Origin of the sequence: Algoriphagus litoralis (assembly GCF_003259255.1) — a bacterium.
GTDB classification, from domain to species: domain Bacteria; phylum Bacteroidota; class Bacteroidia; order Cytophagales; family Cyclobacteriaceae; genus Algoriphagus; species Algoriphagus litoralis.
Genome location: NZ_QGOL01000007.1, coordinates 250,533 through 266,570, shown reverse-complemented (window position 1 = coordinate 266,570; position 16,038 = coordinate 250,533). Strand labels below are relative to the sequence as shown.

The 16,038-nt window shown below is 44.7% G+C and carries 12 protein-coding genes; 6 read left to right on the top strand and 6 right to left on the bottom strand.

Going from position 1 to position 16,038, the window contains the following annotated elements; translation table 11 throughout:
- Window positions 1–58 precede the first annotated feature (58 nt).
- The 5 genes from DK188_RS08800 (at window position 59) to DK188_RS08780 (ending at window position 6,179) form a co-directional block, all read left to right on the top strand.
- Window positions 59–1,060 (top strand): phosphotriesterase family protein, encoded by a 1,002-nt coding sequence (locus DK188_RS08800; RefSeq protein WP_111670445.1) that lies wholly within the window; start codon window positions 59–61, stop codon window positions 1,058–1,060.
- A 110-nt stretch (window positions 1,061–1,170) separates the two neighbouring features.
- Window positions 1,171–2,700, top strand: a complete 1,530-nt coding sequence (gene guaA, locus DK188_RS08795) for a glutamine-hydrolyzing GMP synthase (protein WP_111670444.1) — start codon at window positions 1,171–1,173, stop codon at window positions 2,698–2,700.
- Window positions 2,657–4,516: an ABC transporter substrate-binding protein gene (locus DK188_RS08790; RefSeq protein ID WP_111670443.1), complete on the top strand. Its 1,860-nt coding sequence runs from the start codon at window positions 2,657–2,659 to the stop codon at window positions 4,514–4,516. Before guaA ends, DK188_RS08790 begins: the two co-directional genes overlap by 44 nt.
- Before the next feature lie 3 nt (window positions 4,517–4,519).
- Window positions 4,520–5,809 carry a glutamate-1-semialdehyde 2,1-aminomutase gene (hemL, locus tag DK188_RS08785; protein WP_111670442.1) on the top strand — a complete coding sequence of 430 codons (1,290 nt, stop codon included), beginning with the start codon at window positions 4,520–4,522 and terminating at the stop codon, window positions 5,807–5,809.
- A 19-nt stretch (window positions 5,810–5,828) separates the two neighbouring features.
- Window positions 5,829–6,179, top strand: coding sequence for a Spx/MgsR family RNA polymerase-binding regulatory protein (locus DK188_RS08780; RefSeq protein ID WP_111670441.1), 351 nt, complete (start codon window positions 5,829–5,831; stop codon window positions 6,177–6,179).
- A gap of 36 nt (window positions 6,180–6,215) precedes the next feature.
- On the opposite strand, the gene DK188_RS08775 is transcribed toward DK188_RS08780, so the two are convergent.
- The 4 genes from DK188_RS08775 to DK188_RS08760 form a co-directional block, all read right to left on the bottom strand.
- Entirely contained in the window at window positions 6,216–7,607 is a 1,392-nt protein-coding gene (locus DK188_RS08775) for a c-type cytochrome domain-containing protein (protein ID WP_111670440.1), read from the bottom strand.
- Window positions 7,608–7,651: 44 nt separating this feature from the next.
- Window positions 7,652–9,160: a DUF1501 domain-containing protein gene (locus DK188_RS08770; RefSeq protein ID WP_111670439.1), complete on the bottom strand. Its 1,509-nt coding sequence runs from the start codon at window positions 9,158–9,160 to the stop codon at window positions 7,652–7,654.
- Window positions 9,160–11,889, bottom strand: coding sequence for a DUF1553 domain-containing protein (locus tag DK188_RS08765; protein WP_111670618.1), 2,730 nt, complete (start codon window positions 11,887–11,889; stop codon window positions 9,160–9,162). Before DK188_RS08765 ends, DK188_RS08770 begins: the two co-directional genes overlap by 1 nt.
- A gap of 116 nt (window positions 11,890–12,005) precedes the next feature.
- Window positions 12,006–12,962 carry an NAD-dependent epimerase/dehydratase family protein gene (locus DK188_RS08760; RefSeq protein WP_111670617.1) on the bottom strand — a complete coding sequence of 319 codons (957 nt, stop codon included), beginning with the start codon at window positions 12,960–12,962 and terminating at the stop codon, window positions 12,006–12,008.
- Between the two features lie 154 nt (window positions 12,963–13,116).
- On the opposite strand from DK188_RS08760, the gene kbl reads away from it, so the two are divergent.
- A complete protein-coding gene (gene kbl, locus DK188_RS08755) occupies window positions 13,117–14,313 on the top strand; it encodes a glycine C-acetyltransferase (RefSeq protein ID WP_111670438.1) in 1,197 nt (398 codons plus the stop codon).
- A gap of 76 nt (window positions 14,314–14,389) precedes the next feature.
- Here the strand turns inward: kbl and cdaA are convergent, their stop codons facing one another.
- Both cdaA and folP read right to left on the bottom strand, forming a co-directional pair.
- Window positions 14,390–15,268 (bottom strand): diadenylate cyclase CdaA, encoded by an 879-nt coding sequence (cdaA, locus tag DK188_RS08750; RefSeq protein ID WP_111670437.1) that lies wholly within the window; start codon window positions 15,266–15,268, stop codon window positions 14,390–14,392.
- Window positions 15,265–16,038 (bottom strand): dihydropteroate synthase, encoded by a 774-nt coding sequence (gene folP / locus DK188_RS08745; RefSeq protein ID WP_317046866.1) that lies wholly within the window; start codon window positions 16,036–16,038, stop codon window positions 15,265–15,267. Before folP ends, cdaA begins: the two co-directional genes overlap by 4 nt.

Genomic DNA, 16,038 nt, shown 5'->3' with positions numbered 1-16,038 from the left:
AAGATTGAAAAATTGATGATCCACAGATACCTTGAGTTTAGATTCAAATCTACTCTTTATGTCCAGGTTTCTGATTTCTATCATTTTAAGTCTTATTTTGGCATCCTGCCAAAACCCTCCATCAACTACCATAGAAAAGACGATTAATTCGGTCACCGGATCGGTTTCAATCGATTCGCTGGGGCTTACTTTGATTCATGAGCATATGCTCGTCGATTTTATCGGGGCGGATTCGATCAGTCCCGATCGCTGGAATCGGGATTCCGTAGTGATCAAGGTCCTTCCGTTTCTTTTGGAAGTCAAAAAGTATGGGGTCAGGACAATTTTAGATTGTACACCTTCTTTTCTGGCAAAGGATCCACTTTTGCTCCAAGAACTCAGCAAAAAATCAGGAATTCAGATTTTGACCAATACTGGATATTACGGTGCCGTCGGGGGGAAGTATTTGCCCAAGCATGCTTATTCCGAATCAGCAGAGGAGCTGTCTGTACGCTGGATTGCTGAATTTGAGAATGGAATTGAAAACACGGGAATTAAACCGGGTTTTATCAAAATATCAGTAAATGAAGCCGACACACTTTCTGAAATGGATCAAAAGCTGGTCAGAGCAGCAGGTTTGACTCACCAGAAAACCGGATTAACCATTGCCTCACATACCGGAACTTGGAAGACAGCGGCTCAGGAAGTGAAGATCCTTCAAACAATGGGAGTAGAGCCATCTGGATTTGTGTGGGTTCACGCCCAAAATGAGCTGGATTTCAATACGTATCGGGAAGCTGCTGAAATGGGAGTTTGGATCAGCTTGGATGGGATCGGTTGGGCTGTTGATCCGTATATGGACCGACTTCTTTTTGCCAAGGAATTCGGATTTTTGGATCAGATTCTTATTTCTCATGATGCCGGTTGGTATGATCCTGCCAAGCCGGGTGGAGGGGAATTTCAGCCATTTACCAATATCTTCGATAAGCTGAAACCCGAGCTCAATTCCAAAGGATTTACTGAAGAAGACTGGAATTTACTATTAATCGAAAATCCCAAGATTGCATTTAAAAATCGTTAAATGATTGGTTTTCAAAATTTTCCAATTTTCCAATTTTTTAATCTTTAAATCTTCCCCCAAATTTTCTTTGCCATATTTTAGTAAGCCACCTTGCCTGATTACCTTTGCGCATGGCAGAACAAATCCTCATCCTTGATTTTGGTTCTCAGTACACCCAGCTCATCGCACGAAGAGTAAGAGAACTGAATGTTTATTGCGAAATCCACCCTTTCAACAAAGTCCCAGAAATCACCGCTGACATCAAGGGAATCATCCTTTCGGGGTCTCCGTGTTCGGTACGTGACGCAGGGTCACCTGACTTAGACCTTGATGCGTTTCGTGGAAAACTTCCACTATTGGGGGTTTGCTATGGTGCACAGCTTTTAGCGAGCAAATATGGAGGAGAGGTACTTCCATCCACCATTCGCGAATATGGACGTGCAAATCTAGATCGGATTGACCTGCATCATGACTTGCTCAAGGAAATGACCCATGGCTCTCAGGTATGGATGTCGCATGGCGATACCATCAAGTCCCTTCCGTCTGGATTTGAAATCATCGCGAGCACTTCTTCTGTGGAGGTAGCCGCTTTCAAAGTAGAAGGGGAGAAAACCTACGGAATTCAATTTCATCCTGAAGTCACTCACTCCACGGAGGGCAAAAATCTATTGAGGAACTTTGTAGTCGGCATTTGCGGCTGTGCACAAGACTGGACATCTGATACATTTATTGATTCAACTGTCGCAGCACTGAAAGAAAAAATCGGAAGTGACAAAGTGGTGATGGGCTTGTCTGGAGGGGTTGATTCTTCTGTAGCAGCTACGCTGATCCACCGTGCGATAGGAGAGCAGTTGACTTGCGTATTTGTAGATAATGGGCTGCTTCGCAAAAATGAATTTGAAGAAGTCCTGGATTCTTACAAGCACATGGGCTTGAATGTGATCGGAGTGGATGCCAAAAAGCGTTTTTACGATGCGTTGGAAGGGTTGACTGATCCAGAAGCTAAGCGGAAAGCTATTGGAAAAGCTTTTATCGAGGTTTTTGATGAAGAAGCACATAAAATTGATGGAGTAAAATGGCTAGGCCAAGGCACAATCTACCCGGATGTGATCGAATCAGTTTCTGTGAAAGGTCCTTCTGCCACGATCAAATCGCATCACAATGTTGGCGGTCTTCCAGACTTCATGAAGTTGTCTGTCGTAGAGCCGCTGAATACGCTGTTTAAAGACGAGGTACGTGAAGTGGGACGGGCATTGGAGATTGTAGAAACGATCATCGGTCGCCATCCTTTTCCTGGACCAGGTCTTGCCATCCGGATTTTGGGAGACATCACTGAGGAGAAAGTGAAAACGCTTCAAGAAGTAGATCATATTTTTATCCAAGGGTTGAAAAATCACGGACTTTACGATCAGGTTTGGCAGGCAGGAGCAATTTTGCTACCTATCCAATCCGTAGGAGTAATGGGGGATGAGCGTACCTACGAGCGGGTAGTCGCTCTCCGTGCCGTAGGATCAGTGGATGGGATGACTGCAGACTGGATTCACTTACCTTATGACTTTCTGGGCAAAATGTCCAATGAAATCATCAATCGAGTAAAAGGAGTCAATCGAGTGGTTTATGATATTTCATCCAAACCACCGGCAACGATCGAGTGGGAATAAGTCTATCAAGGACATCTTAATTGGATCCTTACAGCGAGAAAATCTTTTAATAAATGTGAAACCCGAAGCTTTGGCTTCGGGTTTTCTTTTTCTTAACCCGATTGGCTCAAACTTTGGGTTTGAAAATAATGGGTTAAATTTGCCTAGCTTCAATCATCCCGACTCTTCTGGAATTATGCGAAATATCTTTCTTTTATTATCCCTACTTTTTTCCATTCAATTTTCCAATGGTCAAGGACTGCCGCCTGAATATCAAAAGGCGAAAGCAGCCCTTCAGAATAAAGATTACTGGGAGGCTATGAATGGGTTTAAACAACTAACAGACGCCAATAAATATGGCAATCTGGCCAACTATGCCGCATTTCATTTGGCTGAAGCAGCCTTAGGGGCCAATCAGCCAGCGCAGGCAATCGGTGCTTTACAGCCCCTTTATGGACAGAATTGGAACAAATCCGACGAGGCCAAGTACCTTTTGGCTGTTGCCTATTTTCAAAATAATCAAAATACAGAAGCACTCAGAGTAATAAAAAGCATCAAAAAAGAACAACTGCTCGAGCAGTCCTATAATCTTTCCTTTGAGTATTTAAAAAAAGCCACTTCAAGTTTTTTAGTGGCAAACTTGGACGAATTCAAATCTAATGAAGGCTATGTGTCAGCCTTGGCGGCTGTTTTACAGAAGCAAACTATCATGTCTGCCAGTGAAATAGAGGCGCTTAACCTGATCAAAAGCTCTACTAAAGGTAAGAATGTAGTTAAAGACGATGTACTGGATGTGGTGCTGATCCTGCCTTTTACAGGAGTGAACTCAAGTTCTGTATCTGGCATAAGTTATTCCGACTTTATGTTTGAACTTTACCAAGGAATTGAAATCGGTGTGGATCAGATGAAGGGTGAGGGCCAAAAAGTTACGCTGAATACCTTTGATTCAAAGCGTGATATCGCGCACCTGACTAATCTGCTAAACGACCCGACCATAGCCCAAGCTGATGTCATCATTGGGCCGATTTATCCTGAGGAGACTGATCTGGTCAGTGCATTCGCAGAACGAAAACAAATTCCCTTTGTGCATCCCCTTTCCAATCTGGGTGAGCGGTTCGAAAAGTTTTCTTACAGTTACCTTTTCCGACCTTCTGTCATGTCCCTTTCAAAAGGAATTATTTCCAGTTTAAAATCTCAAAACTGGGGCAAAAGAGTGGCTGTAGGATATAGCGGAAGTTCAAGGGATGAAAATTTGGGGTTTTTACTTCAGGCGGAATTAGAGAAAGCAGGTTTTGATCTGGTGAAGATTCAAAAACTGGATGCTCGGAATGCATCCACTTTCCTGCAAGGCCTAGGCGTGAGCAGAGGAAATAACCCATCCGTAGATCAGGTAATTTTACTTTCAGATGATCCGGCCATTGCCCAATCTGTTTTTTCCCTGATGGAAAGTATCTCCACCTCAGTTCCTGTTTTGGTGATGGATTCGTGGTTGGGCTTCAATTTTGCCAATTATGAGATGATGGAGGTTCCAAATTTCTATTTCATCTCCAATAATACACCGAAGTTTGATACCGAGGCCATGTCCAAATTCCGAAGTCAATTCTATGACAGGTACTATAGCTATCCAGGGATGAACTCTATCCTCGGTTTGGAGTTAGTTTATTGGTTAGGATCCAATGCAAAGCCGACATTCGGGTATGATTTGAGGCGGAGTCTGGACCAAAGTTCCTTTCAGCCAGGTAAATTGACCTGGGGTTTCAATTTTCAAAATTCAAACAATAACAGCTACACCCCAATTTTCAAATTTCAGGGGGGTGAGTTGATTCCATTAAATTAAACCATGCAAATTTCTGAAAGCAAGCGGCTATTTGCCCATGCTAAAAATTTCATTCCAGGGGGAGTCAATTCTCCAGTACGAGCTTTTCGTGCAGTTGGAGGTGAGCCCATTTTCATAAAGAGAGCAGATGGGGCCTTTATCTATGATGAGGATGACAATGCTTACATTGAACTGATCAACAGTTGGGGACCAATGATTCTGGGACACAACCACCCCATGATCCGAGAAGCAGTAATCAAAGCGATGGAAAACGGGACTTCATTTGGAGCGCCTACAGCCCGTGAGGTGGAAATTGCTGAGCTGATTGTGAGCATGGTCCCTTCAGTGGAAAAAGTCCGAATGGTCAACTCCGGAACGGAAGCGACGATGTCGGCTATCCGAGTGGCACGGGGATACACTGGTCGGGATAAATTCATCAAAATGGAGGGGCATTACCACGGTCATGGCGATTCTTTTTTGATTTCTGCAGGTTCTGGAGCCATTACGATGGGACATCCCGATTCTCCGGGAGTGACCGTTGGAACAGCCAAAGACACCCTATTGGCTCCTTATAACGATCTGGAAGCAATAGAGCGCCTAGTCGAATCAAACAAAGGAGAGATCGCAGCCCTGATTTTGGAGCCAGTGCCCGGTAATATGGGGTTGACTCTTCCTCTTCCGGGCTATTTGGAAGGATTGCGAGAGATCTGTACCCGAGAGGGCATCGTACTGATTTTCGATGAAGTGATGACAGGATTTCGCTTGTCGATAGGCGGTGCTCAGGAGCTTTTTGGCGTAACTCCGGATATGACCACACTGGGTAAAATTATCGGAGGGGGCATGCCTGTGGGTGCCTATGGTGGCAAAAAAGAAATCATGGAGTTTGTCTCTCCTGCAGGACCTGTTTACCAAGCAGGTACGCTTTCGGGTAATCCGATCGCCATGGCGGCTGGATTGACAATGCTGAATTACTTGAATTCTCATCCGGAAGTTTATGCACGTCTTTCGGGTATCGGAAGAAGCATTGCCGAAGGGATTACCAAAATCAACCACAACCTAGATCTAAACTATACCATCAACCATCTGGGGAGTATGTATTCACTTTTCTTCACGAATGAACCAGTGACGGATTTTGAATCTGCCAAAAAATCAGATACGGAATTATTCGGAAAATACTTTCAAGCCATGCTCAAGCGAGGTGTCTATTTAGCCCCCTCTCAGTTTGAAAGTCTCTTCCTATCCACTGCATTGACAGACGATCTTGTTGGAAAAATCCTCCAAGCACATGAAGAAAGTATGAAAGATATTTTATAAGAATAAAGAAGAAAAAGAAATGTCAATTAAAGTCTACGGAATCAAAAATTGCAATACCATGAAAAAGGCATTTGACTATTTGGAGTCAAAAGGCGTAGCTTATGAATTTATCGATTATAAAAAGCAAAAGCCCTCTCCGGAACTTTTGAAAGGATTTTTAGAAAGAACGCCCTTGGAAACTTTGGTCAATAAACAAGGAACTACTTACCGAAAAATGGATGATGCGCAAAAGGAAGCTTTAGAAAAGACTGAAACAGCTCTTCCGATTTTGAGCGAAAACTCAAGCATGATCAAGCGACCTGTGATCACCTACCCGGATGGGAGTTTGACTTTGGGGTTTGATCCTCAAAAGATTGAGGAAAGACTATAAAACTAAAAACCCGATTCAATCTGAATCGGATTTTTTTTAATACACAATCGTATCTGTCGGCAATTTGGGGAGTTGGAAGTTTCCGACTTCGAGTTGAAAAGGAAAAGTGAGGCCTTCAGATACCGTCCATTCCTTTGCAGCTGGGGTATCAAAAGCGAATACTTTTTTTAGCGATTGGCTCTTAGCCAGCATTTGAATCTCCCTCAAAGTAAAAGTGGTATTATTCATGTACAGCAATTTCAAATGTGCCAATGCAGTCAATGCTCCCAAATTTGATCCTGAAATCGCTGTCTCGTTTAGCTTAAGCACTGTCAGATTGGGTAATTCCACGATGCTGTTAATGATCTCGCTACTTATTTTTGTCCCGCTCAGATCTAGATAAGCTATTCTATTCTTAAATGGAGCAAGCTTATCCCAATCCGAATTCTGAAAATCAGGAAAGTTAATGCAAGTCACTTTCAGTAATCCCGAACCCGACTCCACTGCCTCTGCAAAGAATCCGAAGGATTTCAATTCAGCTAATGAATCTGTGGAAATTGCCGGAAAGTCAGTGATTGGGTAAAAGGGTTTCTCATTTTTGGCAATAAACCGCTCAATCAATTTTCGTGGAATACCGGCCCCTGCCAGTGTTTGGTTGTCTTTTGCGCCGCTTTTGATCCAACTTTCAATCAACGCAATTTCCTCTTTGGAAGGTTGAGGCTTCCCGGAAGGGGGCATGTGCTTTTCATCCTCCTTTGGCAAGATAAGTCGAGCGAAAAGCTCACTGTGTTCTGCATCCCCAGCAGTTAAAATCAGTCCGTCTTCACCTCCAGCAAGCAATGCCTTCATAGAACTGAGGTCCAGTTCGCCTTTTTTATTCCGAGGATTGTGGCAGCTTTTGCAATTTTGATTCAGGATGGGTTGGACGACTTCGGAATAGAAAACTGCCTCTTCCCAGCTTTCTTCTGCGAGTTCCGGGCCTTTTTCAGGTTGGATTTCTATCCCCAAAAAGGATTGAAGTTCCTGTGGAAGAACTTCTGTGAAATAGCTTTCTCCATGGGTGAGATTTCCTCCCAAATGCCCTGTGATAATCAGAACCAAAGCCAATCCCAATACAAAAATCTTGCTCTTCAGTTGGATCTTTTTTAGGCTTTTTAGATGAAAAAAAACACCAAAGCTTCCCAAAGTAGTCAGGATACCACCAAAAAGATGGATCCGCACATCCTCCCAAGCAAATCCCTCGAATTGATACTGAAGAAAACCGCTGATTCCAGCACTGAGAGCGGCGATTCCTCCCAGAAGAAAAGCCAGTCGAATGGACGGAAGTAGAGGATTTTTTTTCTTCTGGGGAAAAAAGCAAAGCAGGATACCAAATACTAGAATTCCAATCGGAAGGTGAACCAAAAGTGGATGCATGCGGCCTAAAAGTGGCCCAAGGAATTCAAGCATAGCGCAAAAACTTGTGAAGGATTTTTGGTTTCATTGAAGATGATTTAGGCAAGTACTGCATGGATCAATTCTCCGTGAACATCAGTCAGTCGGAAAGGTCTGCCCTGAAAATCATAGGTAAACTTCTCGTGATTGAAGCCCATCAGCTGAAGAATCGTGGCATGAAGATCATGAACTGAAACCCGCTCATCGACCCCCGAAAACCCAAAATCATCCGTGATGCCATAGCTCGCACCTTTCTTTACTCCACCACCGGCCATCCACATCGTGAAGGCATCCACGTGATGATCGCGTCCCATAAATCCCTGCACTTTTCCTTCCCGGTTTTCCTGCATCGGCGTCCGCCCAAACTCTCCACCCCAGACAACCAAAGTTTCCTCGAGCAAACCCCGCTGCTTTAAATCCAACAGCAATGCAGACATGGGTCGGTCGATTTCTCGGCATTTGTTCCTCAAACCCATGTCGATTGAACCATCGTGATCGGTACCGTGTGTATCCCAACCCCAATCGTAGAGCTGAACGACTCGCACACCTTTTTCTACCAGTTTTCTGGCTAATAGACAGTTGTTTGCAAAAGACTCCTCACCGGGCTTGGTGCCGTAAAGTTCATGGATATGGGCTGGTTCGTCGTTGATGTTCATGACTTCAGGCACTTCAATCTGCATGCGATAGGCCATTTCGTACTGATTGATACGGGCGAGAATTTCTGGATCGCCAAAAGTCTCAAAATCCTCCTGATTGACCTGATTGATCGCTGAAATGACGTTTTTCTTCAAATCTCTGGACATTCCCGTCGGATCCTCGAGATAAAGAACTGGATCGCCTTTGGATCGGCATTGGACACCTTGATAGACTGAAGGCAAAAAGCCCGAACCCCAGACACTTTTGCCTGCATCTGGCGTTTTACCACCTGAAGTCAAGACGACAAACCCCGGAAGATTTTGATTTTCTGTGCCCAATCCATAAGTCACCCAACTTCCCAAACTTGGTCTACCAAGCCTAGGTGATCCTGTCTGCATAAATAATTGAGCTGGACCATGGTTGAACTGATCGGTGTGGACAGCTTTCAGGAAAGCCACTTCATCGGCGACTTTGGCGAAGTGCGGCAAGTAATCCGAGACCCAAGCACCAGATTTTCCATGTTGGGCAAATTTGGCCTGTGGGCCAAGCATTTTCGGCACACCACGAATGAAAGCAAACTTCCGTCCTTCCAGCAAGCTTTCCGGACAGTCCTGATTATGGTATTTGGCTAATTCAGGTTTGAAGTCAAAGAGTTCCAATTGACTTGGTGCACCTGCCATGTGGAGGTAAATGATGGATTTGGCTTTTCCGACAAATGGTGGAGGCAAAGGAGCCAAAGGATTCAAATCCCGCTCACTGAGATTCAAGCCTGATGATGATTTCATCAATTGCTCAGGTTCGCAACCAAAAAGTAGCGGTGCCAAAGCCAAACCTCCGACTTTACTGACGCAATCCATCAGGAAATGTCTGCGGGTTTGATTTTGCAGCTTTTGGACTGCAAGTTCGGCGAAGAGTTTTTCTAGATGCTTCATCAGGGTTTCGTTAAAAATTCATCCAAATTCATCATTGCATTGGCAACTACCGCCATCGCGGCTTCTTCTGGTTTAGCTTCAGGGAAGAAATCCGCCAAAGCAGCAGGGTTTGCTGTGAATTCTGCTTTTGCAGAAGCAAATAAATCCATCAGCGTTTTCTTTTTTCCTTCGGAAATCGGGCTCAGGATTAGATGTTGATAGGCTGTAGCAATTGCCTTTTCAGGATTTTGGTTTCCTTTTCCCCATGCATTTTTCCCAAGATTTTTAGCAGCTTCAAGGAAAACCGGATCATTGAGCGTGACCAAAGCCTGAAGTGGCGTGTTGGTCACCAATCGTTTGCTCAGGCAGACTTCCCGACTCGCCGCATCGAAGGTGATGAAGGAAGGGTAGGGGCTGGTTCGTTTCAGGAAGGTATAGATGCCGCGTCGATACTTGTCTTCGCCTTCGCTTTCAGTCCAGGATTCTCCATTGTACACCGTCTGCCATATTCCTTCCGGTTGGTGAGGTTTGACTCCGGGACCGTACATTTTTGTACTGAGCAAGCCACTCACTGCCAAAGCCTGATCTCGTACTTGCTCTGCAGAAAGTCGGAATCTTGGCCCTCGGGAGTACCATTGATTTTCTGGATCCTTTTCAAAAACCTCGGGAGAAAGAACAGAAGATTGCTTGTAAGTGGCGGAAGTGACGATCTCTCGAATCAAGGCTTTCATGCTCCAGTCGTAATCAATCATCGTCTTCCAAGCCAAATAATCCAGCAAGTCAGGATGGCTAGGGGGATCGGATTGACTTCCCATATCTTCCAAAGTTCGGACAATTCCTCTGCCGAATAGCTGATCCCAAATGCGATTCACGAGTGTCCGTGCTGTCAGAGGATTTTCCGTCGAAGTCAGCCAATAGGCGAATCCGAGTCGGTTTTTAGGCCATTCTTCCTTCCATCCTCCAAATTCCTCAGGAGTTTTTGGACTGACTTCCTGACCCAAGACCATCCAGTTTCCCCGCTCAAAAACATGTGTTTCTCGAGCCATGTAAGGGGGATTTTCAATTAGAATCGGAAGTCGGGTTCCTCGGAATTTCAGCAACTCCTCCCAGTCTGACTCTACGTCTTTGAATCCCGGTTTATCTTTTCCTTTCAGACTTGGCAAAAAAGCAAACCATACAATGGTTGAGGTGTTTTGCTGTGGACCTGCAGAAGGATTTTTGGCTTCGATATAAAGGTTAAACTTTCCCGAAATAGGCTTGAACGGAATCTGCTTGACTGTTTCCCCTTGGGTTTTGTTGATGACAAATGAAGCGAGAATTTCACCTTCGGGGCCATCTTTCCGGATTGTCATTTGCGTACCATCCAGTCCAGTCCAATAATCCAACAGCAACTGGTCCGAACCTTGGGTGTCGATGTTTTTGTATACGGCCGAACCTCCAGACCAGAGTCCCAGCCATTTGGTATCAATCAACTCAGCTCTATTGAAATCCGTAGCTAAGTGCGCGGCATACTTGGGTTCGTAGAATTTGAGGAAATCAGCACGGGCTTTTGCGGCTTTTTCACCTTCATTTTCTTTAGCCCAGGTAATTACATTTTCGACTTGACCGAGTTGTTCTTCTTCATAGAATCGCAGTCGTGGTTCTTCGTCGTGGGTGTCTTCATCCCTTGTATTGTTGAAAAATGCGGCGGATTGATAGAATTCCTCGTGGCGGATCGGGTCATAGGTATGACTGTGGCACTGCACACAGGCCATGGTGGTACTTTGCCAGACTTCATAAGTCGTATTGACTCGATCGAGAACGGCTGCGACACGGAATTCCTCATCCTCGGTTCCTCCCTCGTCATTATTCATGGTATTCCGGTGGAAAGCTGTCGCTGTCAATTGATCCTGAGTCGGATTGGGCAGCAGGTCTCCCGCAAGCTGCTCGATGGTAAACTCATCGAAAGGTTTGTCTGCATTGAAGGCTCGAATCACCCAATCCCGATAGGGCCACATCGTGCGGGAGACGTCTCTCTCGTAGCCTTTGGTGTCGGCATATCTGGCCAGATCAAGCCACCAGGTTGCCCACTTTTCTCCATACGAATCAGCTTCCAAAAGCTGATCAACTGCTTGTTCATAGGTGATTTTGCCTGAAGAAAAATTAGATACCAAAGTCTCAGATGGAGGCAAACCTGTCAAATCCAAAGCTACTCTCCGAAGCAAGCGAAGTGGATGTTCCTGAGCCGAAGGTTTCAAACCTTTTTCTTCCAGTTTTTCCTGAATAAAATAATCGATGGGCGAAAGCTTGACTTCAGAATCTCCACTTCCCATGCCTGCAACTTGGGTCTGTGAGGGAATTTCAGGTTTCTGGACTGGCTGATAGGCCCAATGCTTTCCCCATTTGGCACCTTGTCTGATCCAGGTTTTGAGCAAGTCGATTTCTTCTTCTGAAAGCATGGGCCCCTGATAGGGCATCCGAAGTTCTGGATCGGAATGGGTGAGTCGCTTGATCAGTTCACTGGAATTGGGACTGCCGGGAACGATAGCAGGTAGTCCGGATTCATTCAAAGCAAAAGCTTCTTCTTCGAAAAGAATACTGAATCCCCCGTTTTTCTTTACCCCACCATGGCAGGTGATACAGTGTTTATTGAGAATGGGTTTGATCTGGGTGCTATAATCCACTTCTTTTTCAGGTCCAAAAAAGAAAAACCCAATGAGGGAAATCCCAATTAGAAGGCTAAGAAGTAAGACGAGCTGATTCCGATTCATTTCCAATGGACTAGACTGGAAAATAGCCATTTTCGAAATAGAATGGAAACCAAAACCGTCGGCTGGCAATTAAAAAAAGCAAAAGCTTCCTTGTGGGCAAAGAGGCTTTGGTGGATTTATTTTTTTGGAGGAAAGTAACTCGGGAGATTATCGAGAATGTCCTTCGTCATTGCATCCAAATCATAATCAGGTTTCCATCCCCAATCCTGTTTTGCACAGCTGTCATCAATGCTGTCCGGCCAAGAGTCTGCGATGGCCTGACGGAAATCCGGCTTGAATTCAATCTCAAATCCGGGGACATGTTTTTTGATACTTTCGAAGATTTCTTTTGGAGAAAAACTCATCCCTGAAAGATTGTAGCTGGAGCGGATTTTCACAGATTCCCGCGGGGCATTCATCAGATCTAGCGTCGCCTTGATCGCATCGGGCATGTACATCATCGGCAAGTAGCTATCTTCTCTAAGGAAACAGGAGAACTTTTCACCAGCTAAAGCTTTGTGATAGATGTCTACCGCGTAGTCCGTCGTGCCGCCTCCGGGTAGTGATTTGTATCCGATCAATCCCGGATAACGCATGCTGCGAACATCCACATTGTATTTTTGGAAATAGTATTCACACCATCGTTCACCGGCTTGCTTGCTGATGCCATAGACCGTGTTGGGTTCTTTGACGCAGTATTGTGGGGTGTTGATTTTTGGAGTATTTGGTCCAAAGACAGCGATGGAGGACGGCCAATAGATTTTATCCAACTTCATTTCTTTGGCAAGCTCTAGGACGAAAAGCAGACTTTCCATATTCAGATGCCATGCAAACTTTGGATTTTTCTCTCCTGTGGCAGAAAGGACCGCTGCCAGATGATAAATCTGCGTGACATTTTCCTCTTTGACCAAATCATGAAGCGCCTCCTTATTCATCGCATCCAAAACTTCAAACCGGCAATAGTCAAACTCCAAACGAGCTGAATCTCTGAGGTCTGTGGCGATGACTTGTTCTCCGCCAAACTGATCGGCGAGTGAGCGGGTGAGTTCTGAACCAAGCTGTCCGGCAGCGCCGATGATAAGGATTTTTTCCATGAGAAGTTCTTTCGAAAAACGCTCAAAGTGCCCTTGAGGGTTTTTGTTTATATTTGGGTTTGCTGCGCAAAAGTAGCAAAAATCACCGCTCTGTCGCAGATTTTTGACCAGCGGAAAATCATTCCATTTGAGTATCAATTTTAAAAAATAAAGCATGTACGATCAGCTTAGACCCAAATTAGAACAAGAGTTAAAATCCATCGAAGAAGCGGGACTATTCAAAAAAGAACGGATCATCACTTCTCCCCAATCTGCAGAAATCACGATCACAGGTGGACAAAAAGTGTTGAACTTCTGTGCCAATAACTACTTGGGCCTGTCTTCCCATCCCAAAGTCATCGAAGCGGCCAAAGCTGCGATTGATACCCACGGTTTTGGAATGTCATCTGTCCGGTTTATTTGCGGTACACAGGATATTCACAAGGAGCTGGAGCGAAAGATTTCCGAGTTTTTGGGTACTGAGGATACCATTCTGTATGCTGCAGCATTTGATGCGAATGGGGGAGTGTTTGAACCGATTTTTGGTCCTGAGGATGCGATCATTTCAGATGCCTTGAACCATGCATCGATCATCGATGGGGTCCGTCTTTGCAAAGCCATGCGCTACCGCTATGAGCACAACAACATGGCTGATCTGGAAAAGCAGCTTCAGGATGCCATTGCCGCAGGTGCCAAGCAAAAAATCATTGTAACTGACGGCGTTTTTTCAATGGACGGCACAATCGCTCAGTTGGATAAGATCGTCGCTTTGGCCGAGAAATACGAGGCTTTGGTGATGTCCGATGAATGTCATTCGACTGGATTCATGGGCAAAACAGGCCGAGGCGTGCACGAGCATTGCGGCGTCATGGGCAAAATCGACATCATCACTGGAACGCTTGGTAAAGCTCTGGGTGGAGCATCTGGAGGTTTTACCTCAGGAAGAAAAGAAATCATCGAGCTGCTTCGTCAGCGATCCAGACCGTACTTATTTTCCAATACGTTGGCACCATCGATCACAGGTGCATCTATTGCAGTTTTTGATTTGCTTTCGGAGACCACTGAATTGAGAGATAAGCTGGAAGAAAACACCAAATACTTCCGTTCAAAGATGACCGAAGCGGGTTTTGACATCAAGCCGGGTGAGCATGCAATCGTACCCCTGATGCTCTATGATGCGGTGCTTTCCCAGAAAATGGCAGAAAAAGTCCTTGAAAAAGGCATCTACGTTATTGGATTCTATTATCCTGTCGTGCCAAAAGGCCAAGCCCGAATCCGGGTTCAAATCTCAGCTGGTCACGAAAGACATCATCTGGATCAGGCCATCGCTGCATTTATCGAAGTGGGAAAAGAACTCGGCGTGATTAAATAAGGATCTAATCTTTAGTAAAAAAAGCATAAAAAAGCCGATAGGAAACTATTTTCTTTCGGCTTTTTAGTTTCTACTCTCATTGGGATTTTCCTGTGAGCGCAAGATTCCGTTTGGTGGTCATGTCATATTCCGACAAGTTTTCAAATCGATCGTCCAAATCTTCATTATTCAGGTAGTCATTGATGATTTCTCTGATTTCTTGAAAAGACAGGTTGTGCAGCACTTTCCCGTTTTTCATCATCGATATCTGTCCTGTTTCTTCGGAAACGACCAGAATCAGCGCATCGGTTGCTTCTGACATGCCTATTCCAGCACGGTGACGAAGACCAAATTGGGCGGGAACTTCGCGTTCTGTTACTGGCAAAATGCAGCGTGCCGCCTTGATTCTGCCCTTGTGAATGATCACTGCACCATCGTGGAGCGGGCTGTATTTATTGAAAATAGAGATCAGAAGGCGCTTAGAAAGCTCGGCATCCATGATATCTCCGCTTTCTGCATAGAATTTAAGTTCGGTACTGCTGGAGATGACCATCAAGGCTCCGGTGTTGCTGCCGGCAAGAATCTTGGATGCGTCAATGATTGGGCTGATGTTGAAGGCTGAATTTTCCTTTTTTCTCCAGAAAAACAGGATGTCTTTGAGGATATTATCATCTGAGAAAATTGAAGATCGACCTACGATCAGCAAGAATTTACGGATTTCTGGAGCGAAAATAATAATAGCTGCAATGACCCCAACTCCCATAAATTGTCCCAAAATGGCGGATAAAAGTTCCATTCGAAGAGCACGAACCAAAAGATAAATCAAATAGAGCGATAAAAATCCGAGGAAGATTTTGATGGCAACACTGCCTTTTAGAAGCTTGTAAACTTGATATAAAAGCGCAGCCACCAACGCAATATCGATCATATTGACGATGGAGATGTCTAAAAATCCTATTTTGAAAAGTAAGCTCAAGGGTATAGTTGTTCGTATAGGTTTATCGTTTCTTTAGCTTCCTTAACGTCATGCACTCGGAGTAGGTTCGCGCCTTGCATGAGCGCAACCATATTCAATGCAGTAGTTCCGTTTAGTGCTTCAGCGGCACTGGATTGCAAGGTTTTATAGATCATTGATTTTCTAGAAATACCCACCAACAACGGTAATCCAAAAATTTCAAAGCTTCTAAGATTTTTCAACAGAAAAAAATTCTGTTCAGTCGTCTTGGCAAATCCAAAGCCTGGATCAATTATTACATCTTTGATGCCAAGTTTTGTAAAAAGATCCACTTTTTCCGCGAAATAATGCAGTATTTCTACGCAAATGTCAGAATAATCTGACAGGGACTGCATATTTTGAGGATTTCCTTTCATATGCATTGCTATGTAAGGAACTCCGAGCCGGGCTATTGTCGGCAACATATCTGGATCTAACTCTCCGGCAGAGATATCATTGACTAGTGTCGCGCCTGCATTTACTGCTTCAAGGGCAACTTTGGATCGAAATGTATCCACGGATAGGGGAATGTGTGGAAATTCATACCGAATGATTTCAATTGCCGGAGCCACTCGGTCAATTTCTTCTTGTATAGAAATATCCGTAGCACCAGGCCGGGTACTATACCCTCCAAGATCTAGAAAATCAGCACCTTCGCTGATCATTTGCCTTGATTTGGACAAGATCGATCCCAACGTGTTAACCCTACTGCTTTCGTAAAAAGAATCGGGAGTCAGGTTCAAAATCCCCAT

What these genes read in the sequence shown, in the direction of transcription:
- DK188_RS08790 (WP_111670443.1), top strand. Translation starts at nt 2,657, where the DNA reads ATGATATTTCATCCAAACCACCGGCAACGATCGAGTGGGAATAAGTCT.
- DK188_RS08770 (WP_111670439.1), bottom strand. Translation starts at nt 9,160, where the DNA reads ATGAAGCATCTAGAAAAACTCTTCGCCGAACTTGCAGTCCAAAAGCTG.
- DK188_RS08780 (WP_111670441.1), top strand. Translation starts at nt 5,829, where the DNA reads ATGTCAATTAAAGTCTACGGAATCAAAAATTGCAATACCATGAAAAAG.
- folP (WP_317046866.1), bottom strand. Translation starts at nt 16,038, where the DNA reads ATGGGGATTTTGAACCTGACTCCCGATTCTTTTTACGAAAGCAGTAGG.
- DK188_RS08760 (WP_111670617.1), bottom strand. Translation starts at nt 12,962, where the DNA reads ATGGAAAAAATCCTTATCATCGGCGCTGCCGGACAGCTTGGTTCAGAA.
- DK188_RS08765 (WP_111670618.1), bottom strand. Translation starts at nt 11,889, where the DNA reads ATGAATCGGAATCAGCTCGTCTTACTTCTTAGCCTTCTAATTGGGATT.
- kbl (WP_111670438.1), top strand. Translation starts at nt 13,117, where the DNA reads ATGTACGATCAGCTTAGACCCAAATTAGAACAAGAGTTAAAATCCATC.
- DK188_RS08800 (WP_111670445.1), top strand. Translation starts at nt 59, where the DNA reads ATGTCCAGGTTTCTGATTTCTATCATTTTAAGTCTTATTTTGGCATCC.
- hemL (WP_111670442.1), top strand. Translation starts at nt 4,520, where the DNA reads ATGCAAATTTCTGAAAGCAAGCGGCTATTTGCCCATGCTAAAAATTTC.
- guaA (WP_111670444.1), top strand. Translation starts at nt 1,171, where the DNA reads ATGGCAGAACAAATCCTCATCCTTGATTTTGGTTCTCAGTACACCCAG.
- DK188_RS08775 (WP_111670440.1), bottom strand. Translation starts at nt 7,607, where the DNA reads ATGCTTGAATTCCTTGGGCCACTTTTAGGCCGCATGCATCCACTTTTG.